The organism is Sphingobacterium sp. UBA7631 (assembly GCF_002483935.1).
GTDB classification, from domain to species: domain Bacteria; phylum Bacteroidota; class Bacteroidia; order Sphingobacteriales; family Sphingobacteriaceae; genus Sphingobacterium; species Sphingobacterium multivorum.
This window is the reverse complement of sequence record NZ_DLIX01000002.1, coordinates 314,087-333,645: the sequence shown is the minus strand read 5'-3', so window position 1 is coordinate 333,645 and position 19,559 is coordinate 314,087. Positions and strand designations below refer to the sequence as shown.

Annotated in this window: 9 protein-coding genes; 2 read left to right on the top strand and 7 right to left on the bottom strand. The window is 41.9% G+C overall.

Features of this window, described 5'->3' with window-relative positions; genetic code table 11:
* Position 1 precedes the first annotated feature (1 nt).
* Positions 2-1,117, bottom strand: a complete 1,116-nt coding sequence (locus B3P16_RS01630) for a glycoside hydrolase family 88 protein (RefSeq protein ID WP_286841022.1) — start codon at positions 1,115-1,117, stop codon at positions 2-4.
* Between the two features lie 431 nt (positions 1,118-1,548).
* Here B3P16_RS01630 and B3P16_RS01625 point away from each other — a divergent pair, with 431 nt between their 5' ends.
* Positions 1,549-5,502: a hybrid sensor histidine kinase/response regulator transcription factor gene (locus B3P16_RS01625; protein ID WP_286752547.1), complete on the top strand. Its 3,954-nt coding sequence runs from the start codon at positions 1,549-1,551 to the stop codon at positions 5,500-5,502.
* A gap of 73 nt (positions 5,503-5,575) precedes the next feature.
* Here the strand turns inward: B3P16_RS01625 and B3P16_RS01620 are convergent, their stop codons facing one another.
* The 6 genes from B3P16_RS01620 to B3P16_RS01595 form a co-directional block, all read right to left on the bottom strand.
* Positions 5,576-8,758 (bottom strand): glycoside hydrolase family 2 TIM barrel-domain containing protein, encoded by a 3,183-nt coding sequence (locus B3P16_RS01620; RefSeq protein WP_286841019.1) that lies wholly within the window; start codon positions 8,756-8,758, stop codon positions 5,576-5,578.
* A gap of 87 nt (positions 8,759-8,845) precedes the next feature.
* The gene (locus B3P16_RS01615; RefSeq protein WP_286841017.1) at positions 8,846-10,600 is read right to left on the bottom strand and encodes a family 43 glycosylhydrolase; all 1,755 of its coding nucleotides are present in this window, start codon (positions 10,598-10,600) and stop codon (positions 8,846-8,848) included.
* A 156-nt stretch (positions 10,601-10,756) separates the two neighbouring features.
* Complete coding sequence (locus B3P16_RS01610) at positions 10,757-12,754, bottom strand: RagB/SusD family nutrient uptake outer membrane protein (protein ID WP_286841016.1); 1,998 nt, start codon at positions 12,752-12,754, stop codon at positions 10,757-10,759.
* 11 nt (positions 12,755-12,765) lie between these two features.
* Positions 12,766-15,966 (bottom strand): SusC/RagA family TonB-linked outer membrane protein, encoded by a 3,201-nt coding sequence (locus tag B3P16_RS01605; protein WP_083295897.1) that lies wholly within the window; start codon positions 15,964-15,966, stop codon positions 12,766-12,768.
* Positions 15,967-16,693: 727 nt separating this feature from the next.
* Positions 16,694-17,908, bottom strand: coding sequence for a hypothetical protein (locus tag B3P16_RS01600; RefSeq protein WP_286841014.1), 1,215 nt, complete (start codon positions 17,906-17,908; stop codon positions 16,694-16,696).
* Complete coding sequence (locus tag B3P16_RS01595) at positions 17,905-18,483, bottom strand: RNA polymerase sigma factor (protein WP_286841012.1); 579 nt, start codon at positions 18,481-18,483, stop codon at positions 17,905-17,907. The genes B3P16_RS01600 and B3P16_RS01595 overlap by 4 nt, the downstream gene beginning before the upstream one ends.
* Positions 18,484-18,645: 162 nt before the next feature.
* Here B3P16_RS01595 and B3P16_RS01590 point away from each other — a divergent pair, with 162 nt between their 5' ends.
* Entirely contained in the window at positions 18,646-19,503 is an 858-nt protein-coding gene (locus B3P16_RS01590) for a hypothetical protein (RefSeq protein WP_286752542.1), read from the top strand.
* Positions 19,504-19,559: the final 56 nt, after the last annotated feature.

The window sequence follows — 19,559 nt, the reverse complement described above, 5'->3', positions numbered from 1 at the left end:
TCTATTTTTGAGCTAAATAACGATACATTTCCGAGCCGGCTAATAAAAACGCACCTACACCAAAAGGAGCTGTAGAGTTGGTATCCACCACCTGTCCGGGGATAGCTTTTTCACCGATCGGTTGTACGTACCCAACTCTGCCATCGGGTTGTAAAGCGACCTCACTAAGATATTTCCAGCCTTTAACCGCAGCATTTTTAAATTTAAAATCGCTTAGCAATCCATTATTTATTCCCCAGAGCAGTCCATAAGTAAAAAAAGCGGTTCCGCTTGTTTCCCTGCCGGGTGCATGTTCGGAATCTAACATGCTTCGAGTCCAGAATCCCTCCTGCTGTTGACAACTCATGATAGCGGCTGCCATTTCCTTAAAACGCTCCTGATAGTAGGTATAATGTTTATCCTCCTCAGGTAGATCTTGAAGAACCTTCGCAAATGCCGCGAAAACCCAGCCATCGCCCCGGGCCCAAAAATCCTTTTTGCCGTGTAAGCTCTGGTGTTTGGGGAAAACATATTTTGCATCACGGTAATACAATTTCGCTTCCTGATCAAACAGGATACTATCGGCATATTGCAAATAAGTATACATCTTATCCAGATAAAGTGAATTCCCTGTCAATTTGTACATTTTAGTCATCACCGGCATCACCATATACAAACCATCGGCCCACCACCAATAGTCCTGTTTATTGGAGTGGATCTGATATTCCATGACTTCTTGAGCACGTGCAATCTTTTCAGGGCTTGGCGATAAATGATAGAGATCGATATAGGTTTGGAAACAGATTTGCCAATCACCAAAAAGAACGTGTTCGTCTGTTTCCCCATAGTTGTATTTCCACAGTTGCGTATCGGTAGACTTGGCTCCTTTCCAATCATTGTATATCGCCCAATCCGTAGAATATTTTAAGTCTCCTGCTGATTTTGAAATCTTATAGAATTCCATATTTCCGGTATGATAAGCTGCCTGATCCCAAAACGCCCAAACTTCGGGCTTATGATGAGACTGCCAGTATTGGTTTGCCTTACTTAGCTGAGCTAGTACGGTCTTTTTGTTCAATTGCTGTCCAAATGAAAAATGTCCTACAAACAATAGACATAAGATGAAATTGATCCGCATATATTTAGATGTATCGTATTTTTTGATAAACTAGCACATAAGCTGCTTTAAATTGGTTTGTACACTATTTTAATAGAGACACTTATTACTTTCATCCCGTCCTCTTTTTGCTTTATGAAGCAAAATCTTACTCGTAAAAACTGTTCGCCTTAAATAAACGTACAATATACACTTATTTTAAAAAACAATCGTATCTTTAACCATATAATCTTCAAATTGACTTTTTCTGATCACAAAAGTTGTTTTCAAGATAATAACCTATGATAAGGAAGAATCGATAAATTATCTGATATCGGAAATACCATACTAACATCGCTGCTAACATGCCTAGTTTGAACAGACTCCTACATTCACGTCAGGCCTTGATCCTGATATTAGTTCTTATCCTTGTTCACACAAGCACGCTGACCCACGCGCAATTCCCCAAGGAGATGAATAAAGATTTATCCAATAGTTCGGTGAAATCTATATTTCAGGATAGTCAGGGCTTCATGTGGTTTGGTACCTACGACGGGCTAAACAGATTCGACGGTTATGATATAAAAACCTACAGAAATCAGCTAAATAACGAAAATAGCATTCCGCATAATTATATCTATTGTATAGCAGAAGACCATAATAAAAAATTATGGATAGGAACTGGTCAAGGAATTGGAGTCTACGACCGAAATTTTGATACTTTCACGCGTTTAAATTATATAGACCAAAAATCAAAACGGTCATATCATCTCAATGCCGATACGAAATCCATTCAAATCGATAGTGATAATAATATTTATATCGGCACAAACGGCTGGGGGCTATTTTACAAAAGTCATCAAGAAGCATATGCCATACAAATTGCTTTTAAAGATTATAAATCGAACCTATCCACCTTATACTACCACGTATCGGCCACGCATATTGACGCGACCGGCATGGTATGGGTTTTTATAGAGGGACGCGGTTTATACGCTTTCGACAAAAAAACTCAGCAGTTGAATCTTGTATCGAAGGCTATTACGAGTGCAACCTGTATGGCTAGCACAAACAGCGGTGAACTCTTTATTGGTAATTACGAGGGGCTATTTGTTTGGAAAATCAAAGACCATATGCTTTCGTCCTTGTATCCACAGGAGCTTAAATCGAGCCAGATCAACATGCTGACGCTGGAGGGGCAAAACAAACTTTGGTTAGCCACCCAAAACAATGGCATTTTTATACTTAACCTATCTCATGGAAAAGCAGCAAATAAAAATGTTCTACAGCCCGTACAATTTTCACTGAATAGCAAAACCATTTATACGGTTTACATAGACTCCCAGCGTAAAATATGGATTGGCACCGGAAAGGGCGGCATTGAGACCATTGATAACAATGGCTATAAATTTAATTATTTACAGCAGAAACATTATGCGGGATTTAACTTAGCGCACAAATTTGTACGTTCTTTCGTTGAGTATGATAACAAGATCTGGATTGGTACCGAAGGTGATGGCCTTTATGTATGGGATAACAAGACCAATCAGGTTCAATCTTTTCAAAAAGGGCCACAGCAATTGCCAGACAATACGATAAACCATCTTTTGACCGGAACTAACGGAGATCTATGGATCGCAACCGAAAGGGGCATTGCGCGTTATGCAAAAGGTTCGGGTTTAAAATATTATGTTTGCAGGACGCCAAATGGGGTCGTAAATAACAGTGTACAATTACTTTTTAAGGATCAGGATGAGAAGATCTGGGCAGCGACATTTTCTGAGGGAAGAGTGTATACATATAATCCGACAAGCGACCAATTTGAAGTCTTCAGCGAAGACATCTATGATATCAATTGCATGATTGACGATAAACAAGGCAATATCTGGATGGGGAATTACAATGAGATCATACAGCTAAACAAGAAGACACGAAAAAGCGCCAGGTATTTAATCGGAAAACCTGTTCGTGCCATTCGGCTCGGAAAAAATAACAGACTTTGGTTAGGAACAGAAGGTAAAGGGCTCTTGGCATTTGATAGCAAATCAAAAAAGATTGTCGAAAATTATTCCACAAATGAAGGTTTGAGTAACAATGCCGTACTTAATATTTTGGAAGATAAAACCGGGAAATTGTGGTTAAGTACCTTTAATGGCCTCTCGAAGTTCGATCCTTCCACTAAAAAAATTGTACGATACGAAGAAACGGATGGGCTTCAAAGCAACGAGTTTTCTTATGGAGCAGCATTTAAGCTCAAAGATGGCCATCTTCTTTTCGGAGGAAACAACGGTTTTAACATCTTTGATGCAGATAGTATCAAACTGAAAATTTATGAACCTGCCTTAGCAATCACAAGTCTTAAGATTAACAATAAAAAGATTGCCGAACTGAGCGACCGGGTCGATATTGGAAAAGATAATACTATTCACAAATTGACCCTTCCCTACAATCAATCTACTTTTTCGCTGGAGTTTGCCGCCTTGGAGTTTGATTCGCCACAAAAGATAAAATATAGATACCGCTTGGAAGGTTTAGACAAGCAATGGAACGATGCCGGGTCTACCCGATCTATCAATTACAACGGCCTGCATGAAGGAAATTATACCCTGCTTATTCAATCGACCGACTCGGAAGGCAATTGGACAAATAAGCAGATTAAGCTCGAGATTCAAATTCTCCCGCCTTGGTATAGAAGCTGGTGGGCTTACCTGCTTTACACGCTGGCTATGATCTATACGGGGCTATGGTATCTGCGCTATCGGAGGAGGCAAATCGCTTTAAATTATGAAATACAGCTTTCAAAATTCACCATCCAAAAGGAAAGAGAACTCAATGAAAAGAGGCACGCATTTTTTACCAATATATCGCATGAATTTAGAACACCGCTGACCCTAATTATTAATCCGATTAAAGATCTGCTGAAGACCAATAAAGAGTCTGAAGACAGGGCTTCCCTTCAGGTAGTACACAGGAACGCCAAAAGGCTTTTGAGCTTGGTGGACCAGCTGCTTGTATTTAGAAAAACAGAGGACGGTGCCGAACAGCTCAAAACCAGCATTTTCGACTGTCAAAGCTTTATGAAAGAAATATTTCTATATTTCGCTGCCCAGGCAAAATTACAAAAGATAAATTATCAGTTCCAGGAAAATTCCGATCCGGTCTTTGTCAATGCCGACAAAGAAAAAATTGAGATCATCTTATGCAATCTCATATCAAATGCCTTTAAATTTACGCCTTCCGATGGCGCTATTCATATTGCTCTATCGCAACAGGGTAGGGAATTAACCATTCAGATTAAGGATTCGGGAAAAGGTATCCCCGAACATCTTGGCGATAGAATATTCGACAAATATTTTTCGGATCCACTGACTGGCCCCAAAAAACAAACGGGATTCGGGATCGGCATGTATCTGGTCAAAACTTTTGTTGAAATGCACGCCGGAAAAATAAGTTATACGAGTTCAGCAACAGCGGGAACAACATTCGACCTCGTTTTGCCTATCGTGGCACAACAAATGCCGGCCGAAGAACCATTGGCAGATGTAGCGCACCGCAACGAGTCGGGGATTCAAATGCTATACGATGCACAAGTGGTGACAGAAACAGCTCCCACATTTCCAACGGCCATATCAAGCAAAAAATTCAGTATCTTATTGGTTGACGACGACGATGCGATCCGCAGCTATCTTACCGACATTTTTAAGGTAGAATATACGGTCTATGGTGCCCGTAATGGCGTTCAGGCATTAGCTATGATCAACGAAAAACAACCTGATCTGGTCATAAGTGATATTATCATGGAAGAGATGGATGGATTGTCACTCTGCAAAGCCGTAAAATCTAATGCTACGCTCAACCATATTCAAATCATCCTGCTTACTTCAAGTACTTCCGACGGCACGAAGTTAGCCGGAATTCAATATGGTGCCGATGATTATATCCACAAGCCATTTGATTCGGAAATATTGTTGCTTCGGGTCAAGACATTACTGCAGAACAAAAAGAACCTTCAGGACTTTTTCCTTAACGCTATCACATTACAGTCGAATGAGCTAAAGATATCGATCACAGACAAGCTATTCATAGAACGGTGCATTGAGATTATTGAAGAGAACCTACTGGAAGAATTGACTGTAATAAGCCTTGCCGAAAAAACGGGGATGAGTCATTCGTCACTTTATAAAAAAATTAAAACAATTTCAGGCAAATCGATCAATGAATTTATCAGGTCGGTACGACTCAAAAAAGCAGCAGAAATGCTTATTTTGACAGATTCGAAAATTAATGAAGTAGCTAACTTAACAGGTTTTTACGATCAGCGCTACTTTAGACAACAATTCAACAAATTGTTTGGCGATACACCATCCGACTATGTCAAAAAGTACCGAAAAGCATTTCAGAATGAATTCCATGTAGACCGGCCTTAGTCTGAATTGTTAAAAAGTAAAATAAGTCCTGTACAACAATCACGAGCTCTTTCTGCTGTACAGGACGCTATAATTATTCGACTGGTTTTAAAACGAAGGAGAATGAATAATCTTTGTACGGCAATGTATATTCGTGAAGCGGCCATGCTCCCCAGCTATTGATTCCGCCTACGCCCATTTGTCTGAGGTCAATATTAACTTGCGTTTGTTTCCTTTTGACAAGGTCAGCGGCATGGCGTTGTTGTCGCTTGGGACCGTCGTCCAAATCCTTATCAAAATAATGCAAGGCACTCATACTGAAAGTAGAATCTGCCGTAAAAAACAATCCCTCACCTTGCTTATTTCTTATTTCCATCCACCTGACATCGGTCTTATTACCTGTCTCCTGTGGCATTACATAAGGAAAATACTGTTGATCGACGGTCTGTTTATAAATTCCGACATGCGATGCAAAATTACGGTCGATGTAGTTCTCCTGTGGTCCCCTACCGTAGTAATTAATGGCCTCAAATCCAGCAGGCATGATCCATTGCATGCCGAAACGTGGCAGAACAGCAACCTTTTTTGTGGTGTCAGCCATGAATGATTGAGAAACGCGCATTTCACCCCGTTGATTAATGCAGTATTTCATTGCTAACTGTCCATATACCTGAGGCATTTTGTAGGCCGCATAGACATAGACCAGGCTATCGATTAATTCGGATCTAATTTCAAGTAATTCAATAGAATCCGTAACCTGTTTCCAAGATTTCAGTTTTTCAGGTGTATTTGCACCGAAATCGTTATCATTCGGTGCACGCCAATAATTAGTCTTAAATAAAGCATGCTCATCCATTAAATCCCGTCCTTTGTAATGATATCTGGTCAGCCATCCTGATTTAAGGTCAAACTCCATCTGCAGCTGTTTTGCCGAGATAATCAGATTTCCATCTTTTCGCTCAGTCTTAATTTTCCCCTGTGCCACAATGGTTGTGTTAGGTTGAAAAACACCACCTAAAGACAACTGTTCGGTTGCAATAATATGCCCCATAGGAAGTAAGGGTTCGGCTTTTTTCAATCGATAAGTCAGATTCAGAAATTTCTCCCCACGTGCATCTGTTTGATAAGGGATAAACAGCACACCAGATTGTTGCGGCAACACATTCAAGTGACTGATTAAACCAGATTGGGCTTTCTTTCCATCAACAATAAGCTCCCATTGAAGTTCAACATTGTCAAGTCCAGTAAAAAAACGTTCATTGTAAACCTGTATCTTTTTCTCCTTCATTAGGTTGCTATGGATATCTTGATATACTTTCTTCATTTCCCAGGCATGCGGATAGGGTGTCCTATTAGCATAAAAAATGCCTTTGGAAGCATAATTCCAGTCCGTTATGGCTTCCTTAGGCTCATAGTCTCCACCATAGGTATAAACCGTATCGCCTTTAGCGTTGATTTTAATAAAACATTGGTCCACAAAATCCCAGATATATCCGCCTTGGAATATTCCTTTATTTGCCCGAATGATGTCCCAATAATCCTTAAAGTTTCCTAATGAATTTCCCATGGCATGGGCATACTCACATTGAATAAAGGGCCTTTGGGGCTTAGGGTTGCGCGCTGCATAATTTTTCATCGCCGATGGGCTTGCATACATGGGAACAATCAGATCGGTATTCCAATCAAATCTTAATTCCCCATAATTATTCACAGCCCTTTCGTATTGTACAGGGCGACTTTTATCGAGCTCTTTCATCCGGAGGTAGGCCCGATAGAAATTGTAGCCATTTCCAGCTTCGTTGCCCATGCTCCAAATAATTACGCTGGGATGATTCCGGTCGCGCTGAATAAGACGTTCAACACGGGCAACATGTGCCTTTTCCCAGGTCGGCCTATTGGCCATCGTATAAGACAGATCATAGCCCATGCCATGAGATTCGATATTAGCCTCATCAATCACATACAATCCATATTGATCACAGAGTTGCAACCAATATTCGGCATTGGGATAGTGGCTGGTACGGACAGCATTGATATTGAACTTTTTCATGAGCTGTACATCACGCAACATATTTTCTTTGGAGATCACATGCCCTGTTACAGGATCTGTTTCGTGCCTGTTTATTCCCTTGATAAGTATAGGCTGTCCATTCACGTGCAACTGACCTTCTTTGATCTCAACCCGACGGAAGCCCACTTGCTGGGGAACGACCTCGCTGAGTTTACCCTCGTGGTCTATTAGCTTAACAGTCACCTGGTATAAATTTGGCATTTCGGCCGACCATAGTGCAGGACGCTCTATGGTCTGTGCAATATCCATCTCTTGTCCCGAGACTTTAACAGTTTTAACTGACACAAGACGACCATTTCTATGTAATGAAACCTCTGCTCTTAACTCATCTTGACTGCTCTGGTTAAAAATCAGCTTAGTATTTAGCTGTCCTTCATCAAAAGAATCGTTGAGGGTCGGTGCCAACTGAATATCACGTAGATATATCGGTTGCCGTGCCAGCAGATAACAGTCTCGTGTGATTCCACTGAGGCGCCACATGTCCTGATCCTCCAAATAATTTGCGACTCCCCAACGCATGACGCGCATTGTGATTAGATTTTTTCCTTTTCTCAAATATCTTGTTACATCAAACTCGGAAGGTAATTTGCTATCCTCCCCATACCCCACATATTGACCATTTACCCAAACAGATAGATTTGATTTGGCAGCCCCAATATGGAGGATAATAGGTTTGCCCTGCCAATCCTCAGGAATGACTACCTCTCGGCGGTACACCGCCGTGGGGTTGAAATCCATCGGCACAATTGGTGGATTTGGTTTTCCGATCAAATAAGTGAATTCAAAACCGGAGGTCGTATACATCGGGAAACCGTATCCATTGAGTTCCCAGTTTGCAGGCACCTGAAAATTAGCCCAAAGATGATCATCATAAGTCAACGATTCAAAATTGGCCGGTAATTTTGACGGACTATGTGCCCATTTAAATTTCCAGGGTCCATTCAAACTTAAATAAGCGGAAGATTCACGCCAATCGCTATTGACGATCTGAGACGTATTCGGAAAGGTAACAAAATCGGTATGCATGGGCAGCCGGTTTTCTTCGGTTATCGTTTCATCCAACCAAGGGATTCCTTTTCGGACAAGAGTATCTAGCTGTTGCATTTTACGCGGTCCATGTGTCAAGGTAACACTGGACTGCGCATGTCCAAAATTGAATATCAAACTATAGAGTAGAATAAGCACCAATTTATTCACAAACTGCATGTTTTATTATTTAGCGATTAAGAAATCAATTCAAAAAAGAGTGGTTTGTTTCACAGAATCTAGGTTAAATACGGCCATACGGCAGGCCTAGTGAAATACACTTAAATCCCATTGATCCTTCCAATTTATCTGTACTTTTTCATTCTGGAGATCTACCGGTAGCCAGATATATCTGCTATCCATAAGATCTTTGGGGTTCCAGCGGTCGGCCATAAAGATAAAGGCATCTGTTTTTCCTGCGACAGGAAGAATAAATGTGGATTGACCGCCATAAGTCAAAGCCGAATTTGGCCCTTGCATTGGATCCCCTAGGGATTTCCAGGGGCCAAAAAGACTCTTAGCGACATGGAGCTCTGCACGATTTGGAGCCCAGCCGGTGCATCCGCTGGTGATCAGATAATACTGATCTTTATGCTTGAATAAAGCTGGGGCTTCCCGATGATTCCGGAAGAGTAAGGAATCTTTTGCTGTCACATGCAGGTAATCATCGGTTAATTGCACCAGGCGTAAGGCATAGTTTTCGTCCGATGAATAGATTTGGTAAGCCCTGCCATCGATGTCTACAAATAAACCCATATCACGTGACATATTGTTATTTGGCCGGAAGCTGTGGACAAACTGAAACGGCCCAAGCGGAGAGTCACTGGTAGCAACGGCGGCCCTGGCTGCTGCATAGCCTTGCCCTTTCAACTCAAGATGGAACCACATCACATATTTCTTCAGCTGCTCATGATAGATAACCTTTGGCCGTTCCATAATACAGCCCCAGGCAATATCGCTTGTAGAATCTGCGCTAGGTGTGAGAGCCAATCCTTCAAACTTCCAGTTATACAAATCATTGGATGAGTACACATTGACGCCCTGGGATGTCGTTCCGCCACGTTTCTCACCATACCAATAATATTTTCCATTTTGATGAAGTACGCCGCCGCCATGGGCATTGATCACATCACCGGATTGGTCTTTCCATATTTCCCCTGGCGTAAAACTATTCATTTCAGCACGTTCTATTTTTTGATAGACCCGGATATAATCAATTTCATATTTAGCGGGAAGTAATTTATCAGCTATCGTGCCACCGTTTATTCCACCGAGGGCCAAATTTAACAGGAGATAATGTGGTTGGGTAAATGGATTGAATCCTGTACCGTCCCGATTGACCAATTGATCCATAGGGACGTGAAGCATTTCCATATCATCCACATAAAGCGTAATGGCATCTTCATCCCAAACCATGCGCCAGATATGAAATTGATCTGCCCAAGCCTTTCCGCCAAGATCTTTGACTGCTTTTGTCTTACCGAACCAATGTGCTTTCCACCGTTGGTCAGTGCCAGTTGCGATATTGGCTAATATATTGCCGCGATAATATTCCATGATATCTATTTCACCATTGGATGGCCATTCCTTGCTCGTGCCTAAAGTCCAGAATGCGGGCCAAAGGCCCTCTCCAACAGGGATACGCGCGCGGATTTCAAAAATTCCGTATTTCCAGTGCTGCTTTCCTAAAGTATTTATCGAAGCCGAAGTATAGGTTATCTTTTTACGGCTGGCAATCCAATCAGAGCTGCCCTGAATAAAACCCGGATGATTACGTTGTTCTTTTTTTGCTTCAATAACCAACAGGCCATTACGACAGAAAGCGTTTTCCTTTTGATACCATTGCTCTTCCCGGTTACGTTTGAAACCTTCTTCGTAACTCCATTTAGTCGTGTCGGGTGCACCATTATAATCAAATTCATCCGACCAGACCAATTTATACTGCGGTAGGATGGGCTGTTGACTATAGGCGATAAAACAACTTGACAGCAAACTAAGACAGACAGATAAAAGTTTTTTCATGATTTAGTTTAAGTTTCTTTGAGTTAACTGCTCGTGATGATCAGTAAACAAAAATATCCCCCTTTTCCTACGTAGTCAAGGGGGATATTGAGTCAAAAAGAGGGATATATTCGTATTTGTGTAATAATGAGATGACACATATCCCTTTTTATATTTCTACAAGCCGGTTGGGGCAGTTCCACTGATCAGTGACCATCCTGGATTCTGATAAATAACGGAATTTTCTGCTGTACCATCATCCGAAGCCAACTGGAGATGCTCGACGGCAATAGGTGCAAGATAATGCGCCATGGCAAATTTCACCCCAGTATAAGACAGGGCATTGCTTCGGATCTCCAATGGTCTGAGGTATTCACTCCGTGCAGGATCTGAAACGACAGATTTATCATTGGTAGCGCCATAAATCAGCTGTTCGGGTTTGTACCAATCTTTCATCGGCCCCCAGAGTTTAAAGCCTTCAAAATGGTCTGCTGTTGTAATCAGCTGGTCCATCGCACGCCAGCGCTTGAGATCCATCCAACGTAGACCTTCCGCCATGAGTTCGCTTCTGCGTTCGCGACGTATATTGTACAATGTAGGTGACACAAACTGTCCTGCAGAATACGCGCCCCAATCTTTCTTCTCTTTCTCCATTTGTGTTGCAGCAATGGTTGCATTGAAATCTTGGTCGACCTTAGCACGTGTACGCAATGAGCGCCAATAGGCCTGCGCCTTCGTATCTAAATTTTGATTCTTTTCGAAACAGGCCTCCATATAATTGAGGTAAGCTTCGGTAGCTCGGAAGGTAATACTACCCGTAAATCCCTGTCCGTTTAGCGTTTGTAAACCGTCGTATGAAATACCTTTACGTATAGTATACCCCGTTGTATAACGTCGTTCCCAATCGGTATCGTATACAGTCGGGGTGGGCTCTATGAGCGTGTAGTGAGTACCTTGTCCAATATTGATCAATACATTCTTTTGGCCTGGCTCTTTTAAAAACAATTGTAAACGACCATCGCGATTTTTCCGAACATCTGTGATGTAATCATCGCCCGCATAACCGCTGCCCGCGGCGTAAATAGGCAGTCCATTGGACATCAGGAAGCTTTCAACAAGGCCGCGTGTCAAACCAACCGCATAATTGCCACGCTGTGCATATACCGGTACATTGTGTGTCACCAAACTCTGGTTGTATTGTCGCCACAAAAGTACTTCGCCATAGCTGGACATATCCACGGCACCAAACATACTGAAGTAAGGATTCTCATTGTTGGCAGATTCTATTATTCCGGTGTTGCTCACCAGCGGCACATTGTCAGCAACCGCAGCTGCCGATTCCATGGCCTGCGTTAAAAAGTAGTCGATCTCTCCGGCAATACTTCCCGTCGGAAATGCATAATTGCTATTGTATGATTTTGCCGCACCAGGCCATCCTGGTCCTTTAGGGACGAATGCGGTTCCGCTAAAGTATTTGAGCCAGGTACCTTCGTACAAAGCTACTCGGGACTTGAACAGCTGGGCTACATTTTTTGAGATCCGCTGTTTCTTGCCATCGGGAGAACTTTGGTTCAGCAAGGTAATGGCCGAATCCAAGTCTGAAAGTATAAAACGCGCGACTTCATTTCTTGGTGAACGCTTGCTCGCTTCCACTAAAATACTCTTATCCTTATCCGACATCACATTGCGAATAATCGGAAAATCGCCCAAGGCCTGCAATTTCCCAAAGTAAACATAAGCCCGTAAAAAATAGGCTTCACCGATATAATGTGCTATGTTACTGGAATTTCCGAGAATACGATTTTCCTTCCATTTGGGAACCACCGTATTGATAAAATAATTCATCTGATAAATACTTGAAAAATCCCAGTCACCGCCGTTCGATCCAACGCGCCATTGGCCTGGAATAAACTTATTATCGAGTGTTGGAGTAGCCATATTGTCTGTATTTCCGTCGATGCCGAACGTGCCAAAGGACCAGTTGCCATGCGAAGGAAACAGTCCAGCATATTGATTTACGGTATAAGCAGCAAGTTGTGATTCCTCATCCAGATACGCTTCAGGTATGATGGACGAAGGGGGTGCAATATCCAAATATTTATTGCAGGAAGCTAGGCCTACCAAAGCGACAAGGCCCAATTGCATCAATCTAAAAATAGTACTATTGAATTTCATAATGAATCGACTTAAAATGTAACACTTAAACCTGCAGACCATACTTTTGTCAATGGATAAACCGTTCCGTTGCTTCCGCCATCAATAGTTTCGGGATCAAACATTCCCGCTACACTTGAGCCGGTCCAGATATTTTCTCCGGAAACGTATACGCGTAGACGCTCCACACCAAAACGTTTGGTTGTTTCTTTCGGTAAGGTATAGCCTAGCTGAATATTTTTTATGCGGATATAGGCTGCATTTTGCAAAAAGCGCGTCTGCGTCTGTTGATTTTTGGAGGTTCCAAAAACAGGACGTGCGTAATACGCATCAAGATTTTCGCCCAATGGATTGTCTGCGGTACGGAAATAATCAAGATGATCGACCAAGCCCGTTGACCACCATTTTGAAGTTGCTCCCCAAAAATAATAGCCACCTTGCCAATAGTCGCGTTTCATGACACCTTGCATGAAAACACTAAAATCAAAATTTTTGTAATCCGCATTCAGATTCAATCCAAAGGAGTAACGCGGCGTGCTGTTTCCAATCACACGACGATCACCAGGATCGGCCTCTGTATTGCTTCCACCATCTATTTTTCCGTCGCCATTCAAATCCGCATACATGATATCGCCTGCCCCCCATTGTGTTCCTAATGCATTTTGTCCACCATTGGGCAAGCTCGCCAGATGTTGACTCATCTGTTCCTCTGTCTTTGCGATACCAAGGGTTTGATATCCCCATATTTCACCTAACTTTTGGCCTTCCCGATAGTTTGATAATGACCCTATTGCGTTTGGATAGCGTGTTACTGTTGTGGTATAATCCGACAGGAGAAACTTTGCTCCATATGCGAAACCACTGGCTGTACGGTCATTCCAGCCCAGTGTAGCTTCAAACCCTCTTGTTTTTAAGTCGGTATTATTTGTTTGAGGAACCTGGGTTCCTAATGTATTAGGCAACTGTGGAGCTGGGCCGACCATATTAAATGTTTTCCGTTCGAAGACCTCAAAAGACCCAGAAAGACGGCTATTTAAAAAAGCAAAATCGACGCCTAAGTTTTTGGTATTGATGGATTCCCAGGTCAATAAGGCACTTACCAAGCCTGGAGCCGAAGCAGAATTTGGTCGAGCATTATTAATTAGCCAAGCGCCATTGGCTGTACCCGTTGGTTGCGTGACATAAGTCGGATACCAGACATCGGTATTTTGATTACCCAGTTCTCCGTAGGAAGCTCTTAATTTCAGCATATTAATAAATGGTGCCGACTCTGCAATAAAGTTTTCTTTGGCGATGTTCCATCCTGCAGAAACTGAAGGAAACCAGCCCCAGCGGCTATCGCTGCGGAAGCGTGATGAACCGTCATAACGCAAATTAGCTTCCAATAGGTATTTTTCTGCATAATTGTAATTCAATCGGCCGAAGAAACCCGCTGTTGCCCATTTTTGATATTCGCCAGATACAGAAGGCACTACTGCTTTTCCATTGATGTCTGTGCCGGAGGTCAGATTCAATACCGGTTGATCCGGGATAATGATTCCGTCGCGTTGCACACCGAGATTGCGATAGGCCGTGTGTTCAATCTGACCACCGACCATAACTTTAACATGATGGTCGCCCCAGCTCTTATCGTAATCAGAAAAGATATTAATGTTATAGTAGTTTTCCTTTAAACCAAATTCGTACACATTGGATGAGTTTTTATACAGATACGGATCACCATTCACGTCATGGTTGTAAAGACGCTGCGAGTCCCAATGACGAAATTGAGTTGTGGTTCTATAGTTAAAATTACCAGTTGTACGCCATCCTTTAATAGGTTCGAGGATGAGTTGTAACTGTTGGTAAATGTAATCCTTACTTGATTTATCCTGTCCGCCTTCTTTCATGGCAAGTGCAGGTGAGGGAGAACTGAACAAGTATCCATTTGGATCATACAGAGGCAGCGTTGGCCAGCCCTGTCTGCCTAAATCATCATAAAAACTATTGGTCAATGCAGCCGGACGGTCGTAGTCTTCACGCACCAATCGCGCGTTGTAATTTACCTGAAAGATGTCAGATACTTTAGAATTGATTTTAGCAGCAACAGCGTAACGGTCGTAATGATCCGTATTGAAGGCCATCAACCCTTGTTGTTTCATAATATTACCTGAAAGGTAATAAGTTGTTTTTTCGGTTCCACCATTGAGGCTTAGGTTGTGCTCCTGAGCAAAAGCCTGATCCCGATACATGACATCGAACCAATCGTTGTTGTCGTTACCATAGGCATATCCTTCAGCCCAATACAATTTATTGTTTGGATCGACTATCGTCGAATTTTTCAGGCTTCCGTTTTGATAATCCAGGATGCGCTGCAGATGCTCCGCGGAGAAATGTGGTGAACCACCTGCGTTGACTTCGGCCTGATTAAAGTATTGCGCAAATGTATAAGAATCCATCATCTTCGGCATTAATGTTGGGGCATTCATACGAAAGCTATTATTATAATTTACCGATGTACGTCCAGCCTTTCCAGATTTTGTAGTAACTAAAATAACCCCAAAGGCAGCTCTAGAGCCGTAAATTGAAGCCGCTCCAGCATCTTTTAATACAGATACGCTTTCAATATCCTGTGGATTTAGTGCCGCCAAAGACCCTTCAGAACCATCGATTAAAATCAGTGGTGCCGAAGAAGAGGTTCCGATGGTGCCCGTCCCCCGGATATTAATGGATGGATTGGTTTCCATCGTTCCCGAGTTTTGGGAAATATTTAGTCCTGGTGCCAGTCCTTGCAGTGCCTGGATCGCATTTCTTACCGGCCTATTTTCTAGTTGCTTGGCATCCACCACCGCAACCGAACCGGTCAGGTTTGTTTTTTTCTGCGAACCGAAACCGACCACCACCACTTCATCCAAAACATCTCCTTCGGAAGCATCAAGTTGCACGTTAAGCTCGTAGTTCCCTTGGCTGATCTGTTTGAGCTGACTGAATTCAAAGCGCTGTTTCGCATAACCTAGAAAGGTAAATTCTAATGCCGTGACTGTGGCAGCACTGATCGTATATTTTCCCTGTGTATCTGTTTGTGCTTGCACTGTGGAACCGATATTTTTGACGGTCACTCCGGCCAGTGGCCTATTATTTTCGGTAACCTGGCCCCGTACAGTTATTGACTGCGCATAAGTCTGCTGTAAGCTTAAAAGTAAAAAGCAGATACAACAAAGCCAGCACGGTGTGAATACTATTTTTCTTTTCATAAGTAAAACTGTTTAGTAATTAAAATATTTTGATGAAGCGTAGTACGGCAATATGAGGTAGCATTATTGCGTTTCATTGGGAATTCAAGGATCAAACAATCCACTTTTGATTGGTAAATTCATCATAATTAAACTTGGTTATTTAGCTGTTTTTGAGTTTTAGCCAGCTTACTTTTCCTACACCTATTTTTTATATGATTTGGAGCGGGTATTCAGCTAATCAGGCAAACACTCTTGGTTATTTAATATTGCCAACACCATAAAATGTCGTATTGACACTTGCAATATTATCAAAAACGTTACAACGGAAGGGGGGTAAAATCTTCTTATTTTAAGGGGCAAATTCGTCAAATCAGGCTTTTTGCCCTCAAAAAAAAGCCGCATCTCCCGACGCGGCTAAACAACCTATATATTTATTTATAGTGAATGACTAAAATGAAAATTGAACTTCAAAATGCATAAAGAACATAAGATCAATTTTGTTAGCTCTGTGCCAAATACCATACCATAGGGTCCTCTAGTTCATTTATACCTTCTGAAGCGCATTATAGCCTAATTTAGGATCTGCTTCAAAAAATGAAATGTACGTATGCGAACAGTTATTATTCGAATTGTTCACATACGAACAGCACATTAGAAATGAAATAGAAGATTAGTACGCCCAGAGGCGCTCCCTGATGCGAAGCTGTACCGAACATGCCCCAAACGAAAGCCGAGCGATTCCGCATTACAAACTCATTCCCAAGGTAAACGCAACGCCTTTAGATTCCAGATCTACATTTCCGTAACCTATCCCTGTCAAAGGCATTTTAACAAAAGGTTTTACGCCAATATTAATTTTATCGTTAATTTTCTTCTCAATGGAGATCGAGAAATCGGCAACACCAAAGATATGCTGGTTCTCTCCATTCACTTCATAGACGGCACTTTTCTGAGATCCGCCATAGCTACCTCCACCTTCGTAGTCGAAGGTATATTTTTCCTTTAGCATAAAATAGCTCGAAAGTCCTGCACTGACATTGAACTTCACTTTTTTACCTTTCAAAACCGTATAACTCGCTGTGAGTGGTACATCAAGAACATCACATACAGCGCTCACACTGCTCGGCAATTGCGTCATTTCCGGTGGATTTGATGGCGCATAAAATTTATACGCTGACGTATAATTCTTTTTAGCGTAGGTAGCACCCACAGACACACGCAGTGCCTTTGTGAGAGGATAGGAATAGGCCAAACCGATATTTTCACTAAGGGAGGATTTACCTGCCCCCCGCACGCTTGTCAGATCTGGCCCGGCCAAGAAACTAACAACCGACCGCTCTCTTTCCTGCGCATTGGATCCCATACTTTCTTTAGGCTGATAAATGGCTGCCAGACGCTCCCCTGTCCCTTCAACCGGTTCTTCTCTTAAGTTGAAATGAGGCAATCTTTGATTGTTATATTCCATGCTTGGAATTGTGAATACAGTATTTAGTTTTCTTTCTTGCCCGATTATCGGATTTGAATCGGCTATCTTCCCCAAGCGGATATCTTGCAGTACGATGGTTTCATTTGAAATCTGGAACACATTATTCGCACGTTTGTTCGGCTGAAATGCAATCCAATCTTGATCCCGTTTGGTTTCGTCTGGCGAATACTCCTTAGGTTGAACAGTTTTGTTCTCCGGAACCTCCTTTTCAGGCGAAATACCTGCTGTATTTATTTCACCTGGTAAATTATTGGTTTTAAATAACGCGCTATTCCAAACAAAAAAGATCGTTAAAACTGCTGCAAGTGTAGCTACCAAGCTCGTTAAGACGACGATCTTTCGTCTCTTTACACGCCTTTCACTGTCCAATCGCGATTCTATATTTTGCCAATGTGATTCATCAAAGTCAAAGTTAGCATCACTTAAGCCCGACTTAAATAGCTCATCAATCTTATTCTTATCCTTTTCCATCATCTTTTCTCCTCCGTTTTACCAAATTTTACCCCTTGAACTTCCACCATTTCCGCCAGTCTACCACGTGCTTTATGCAGATTAGATTTTGATGTTCCAATGGCAATTCCCAGCATGCCACTAATTTCTTCGTGTCCATAACCATCGATCGCATAGAGATTGAACACTGTCCTGTAGGCAGGTGGAAGCTGCTGTACCATCGCCAATAAATCTTCATAGTTTAACTTTTGACTGATGCTATCATCCTCAATAATGGTATGCTCATACATGGATACATCTACCAAGATGCCCTGTTTAATCTTTGCCCGATAAAAATCAATTGCAGTATTTGTCATGATTTTTTTGATCCATATGGAAAAAGGCTTCTGAGAATCATATTTGTTGATATTTTTAAAAACCTTGAAAAAGCCTTCATTTAAAATACTGATAGCATCTTCCCTGTTATTAGCGTAGCGCAGACATATCCCTAAAGACATAGCGTAGTAGATGGTGTAAAGATCTTTCTGGGCCCTGCGGTCCTCATCAATACATCCTTTAATAATATGGATAGATTTTTCGTCAACTTCTGTTATCGCCACTCGATATTGCTTCTTTCTTTTGATAAATATAGTATTAAGTCTTATACGAGAGGATAATCGAAAAGGTTGCCTCCAAAAAATATTTTTTTTCGACTCAATTTCCAAGCAACCTTTTCGCTGACCTGATCGTAATATCAAGACATTATTTTAAAACATACCATTATGAAATCAAACCAAAAACAAGTCAAATTAACTTTTATAGGTGGTCTATTGACCTTAACATTGTTTTCTGCATGTTCAAAAAGCGATGGTGAACCTGGCAATGTCGAAAATAAAAACAAGGGCGTGCAAATGTCTGCCAATACCCAATTTGGTAATATTCTGACCGATGCCGACGGTAAAACACTCTATTTCTTTTCGAATGATACAAAAGGAGCTTCAACCTGCAGCGGTAATTGTTTGGCCACTTGGCCGGTTTATTACAGCAGTGAAACAAGCACAGACCTAAAAATTGACAAAAGCCTGATCGGTGAAATAACACGTGAAGATGGCTCGAAACAAAACACATTTAAGGGCTGGCCGCTTTACTATTATGCAGGCGATAGTCAATCCGGTCAGGTGAAAGGAGATGCTGTCAATAAAATATGGTACGTGGCCAAACCTGATTATTTACTCATGGTTGCGAATGCGCAACTTATCGGACACGATACTAAAAACTATTTAGGCGACTATACCGAAGGAACCGGAAAAACAATTTACCTGACCGATGATAAGGGCAGAACGTTGTATGCCTTTAAACCCGACAAATTCAACAAAAACAATTATACTGCTGCAGATTTCAGTAATGATGCGATCTGGCCTATCTTTCAAAAAGAGACTGGAGCTCTGCCTTCGCTTGTTCGTACGGCTGACATCGCTGTCATTACCGTCTATGGAAAGAAACAATTAACGTTCAAAGGATGGCCCTTATATTACTTCGGCCAGGATACACAGCGTGGAGATAATAAAGGGATAAGTTTCCCACGCGTTGGCGTTTGGCCAATCGTAAACGACAACTCTGCCGTTGCCCCTGCTAACTAAGCCAAAACTAACTATTCAAACTTATGGCACAAAATCTAAAAACCGTAAATCCTTGC

Excerpts from the sequence above, each read along its gene's own strand:
- B3P16_RS01605 (WP_083295897.1), bottom strand. The coding sequence starts at position 15,966 with ATGAAAAGAAAAATAGTATTCACACCGTGCTGGCTTTGTTGTATCTGC.
- B3P16_RS01615 (WP_286841017.1), bottom strand. The coding sequence starts at position 10,600 with ATGAAAAAACTTTTATCTGTCTGTCTTAGTTTGCTGTCAAGTTGTTTT.
- B3P16_RS01620 (WP_286841019.1), bottom strand. The coding sequence starts at position 8,758 with ATGCAGTTTGTGAATAAATTGGTGCTTATTCTACTCTATAGTTTGATA.
- B3P16_RS01630 (WP_286841022.1), bottom strand. The coding sequence starts at position 1,117 with ATGCGGATCAATTTCATCTTATGTCTATTGTTTGTAGGACATTTTTCA.
- B3P16_RS01600 (WP_286841014.1), bottom strand. The coding sequence starts at position 17,908 with ATGATGGAAAAGGATAAGAATAAGATTGATGAGCTATTTAAGTCGGGC.
- B3P16_RS01590 (WP_286752542.1), top strand. The coding sequence starts at position 18,646 with ATGAAATCAAACCAAAAACAAGTCAAATTAACTTTTATAGGTGGTCTA.
- B3P16_RS01625 (WP_286752547.1), top strand. The coding sequence starts at position 1,549 with ATGAATAAAGATTTATCCAATAGTTCGGTGAAATCTATATTTCAGGAT.
- B3P16_RS01610 (WP_286841016.1), bottom strand. The coding sequence starts at position 12,754 with ATGAAATTCAATAGTACTATTTTTAGATTGATGCAATTGGGCCTTGTC.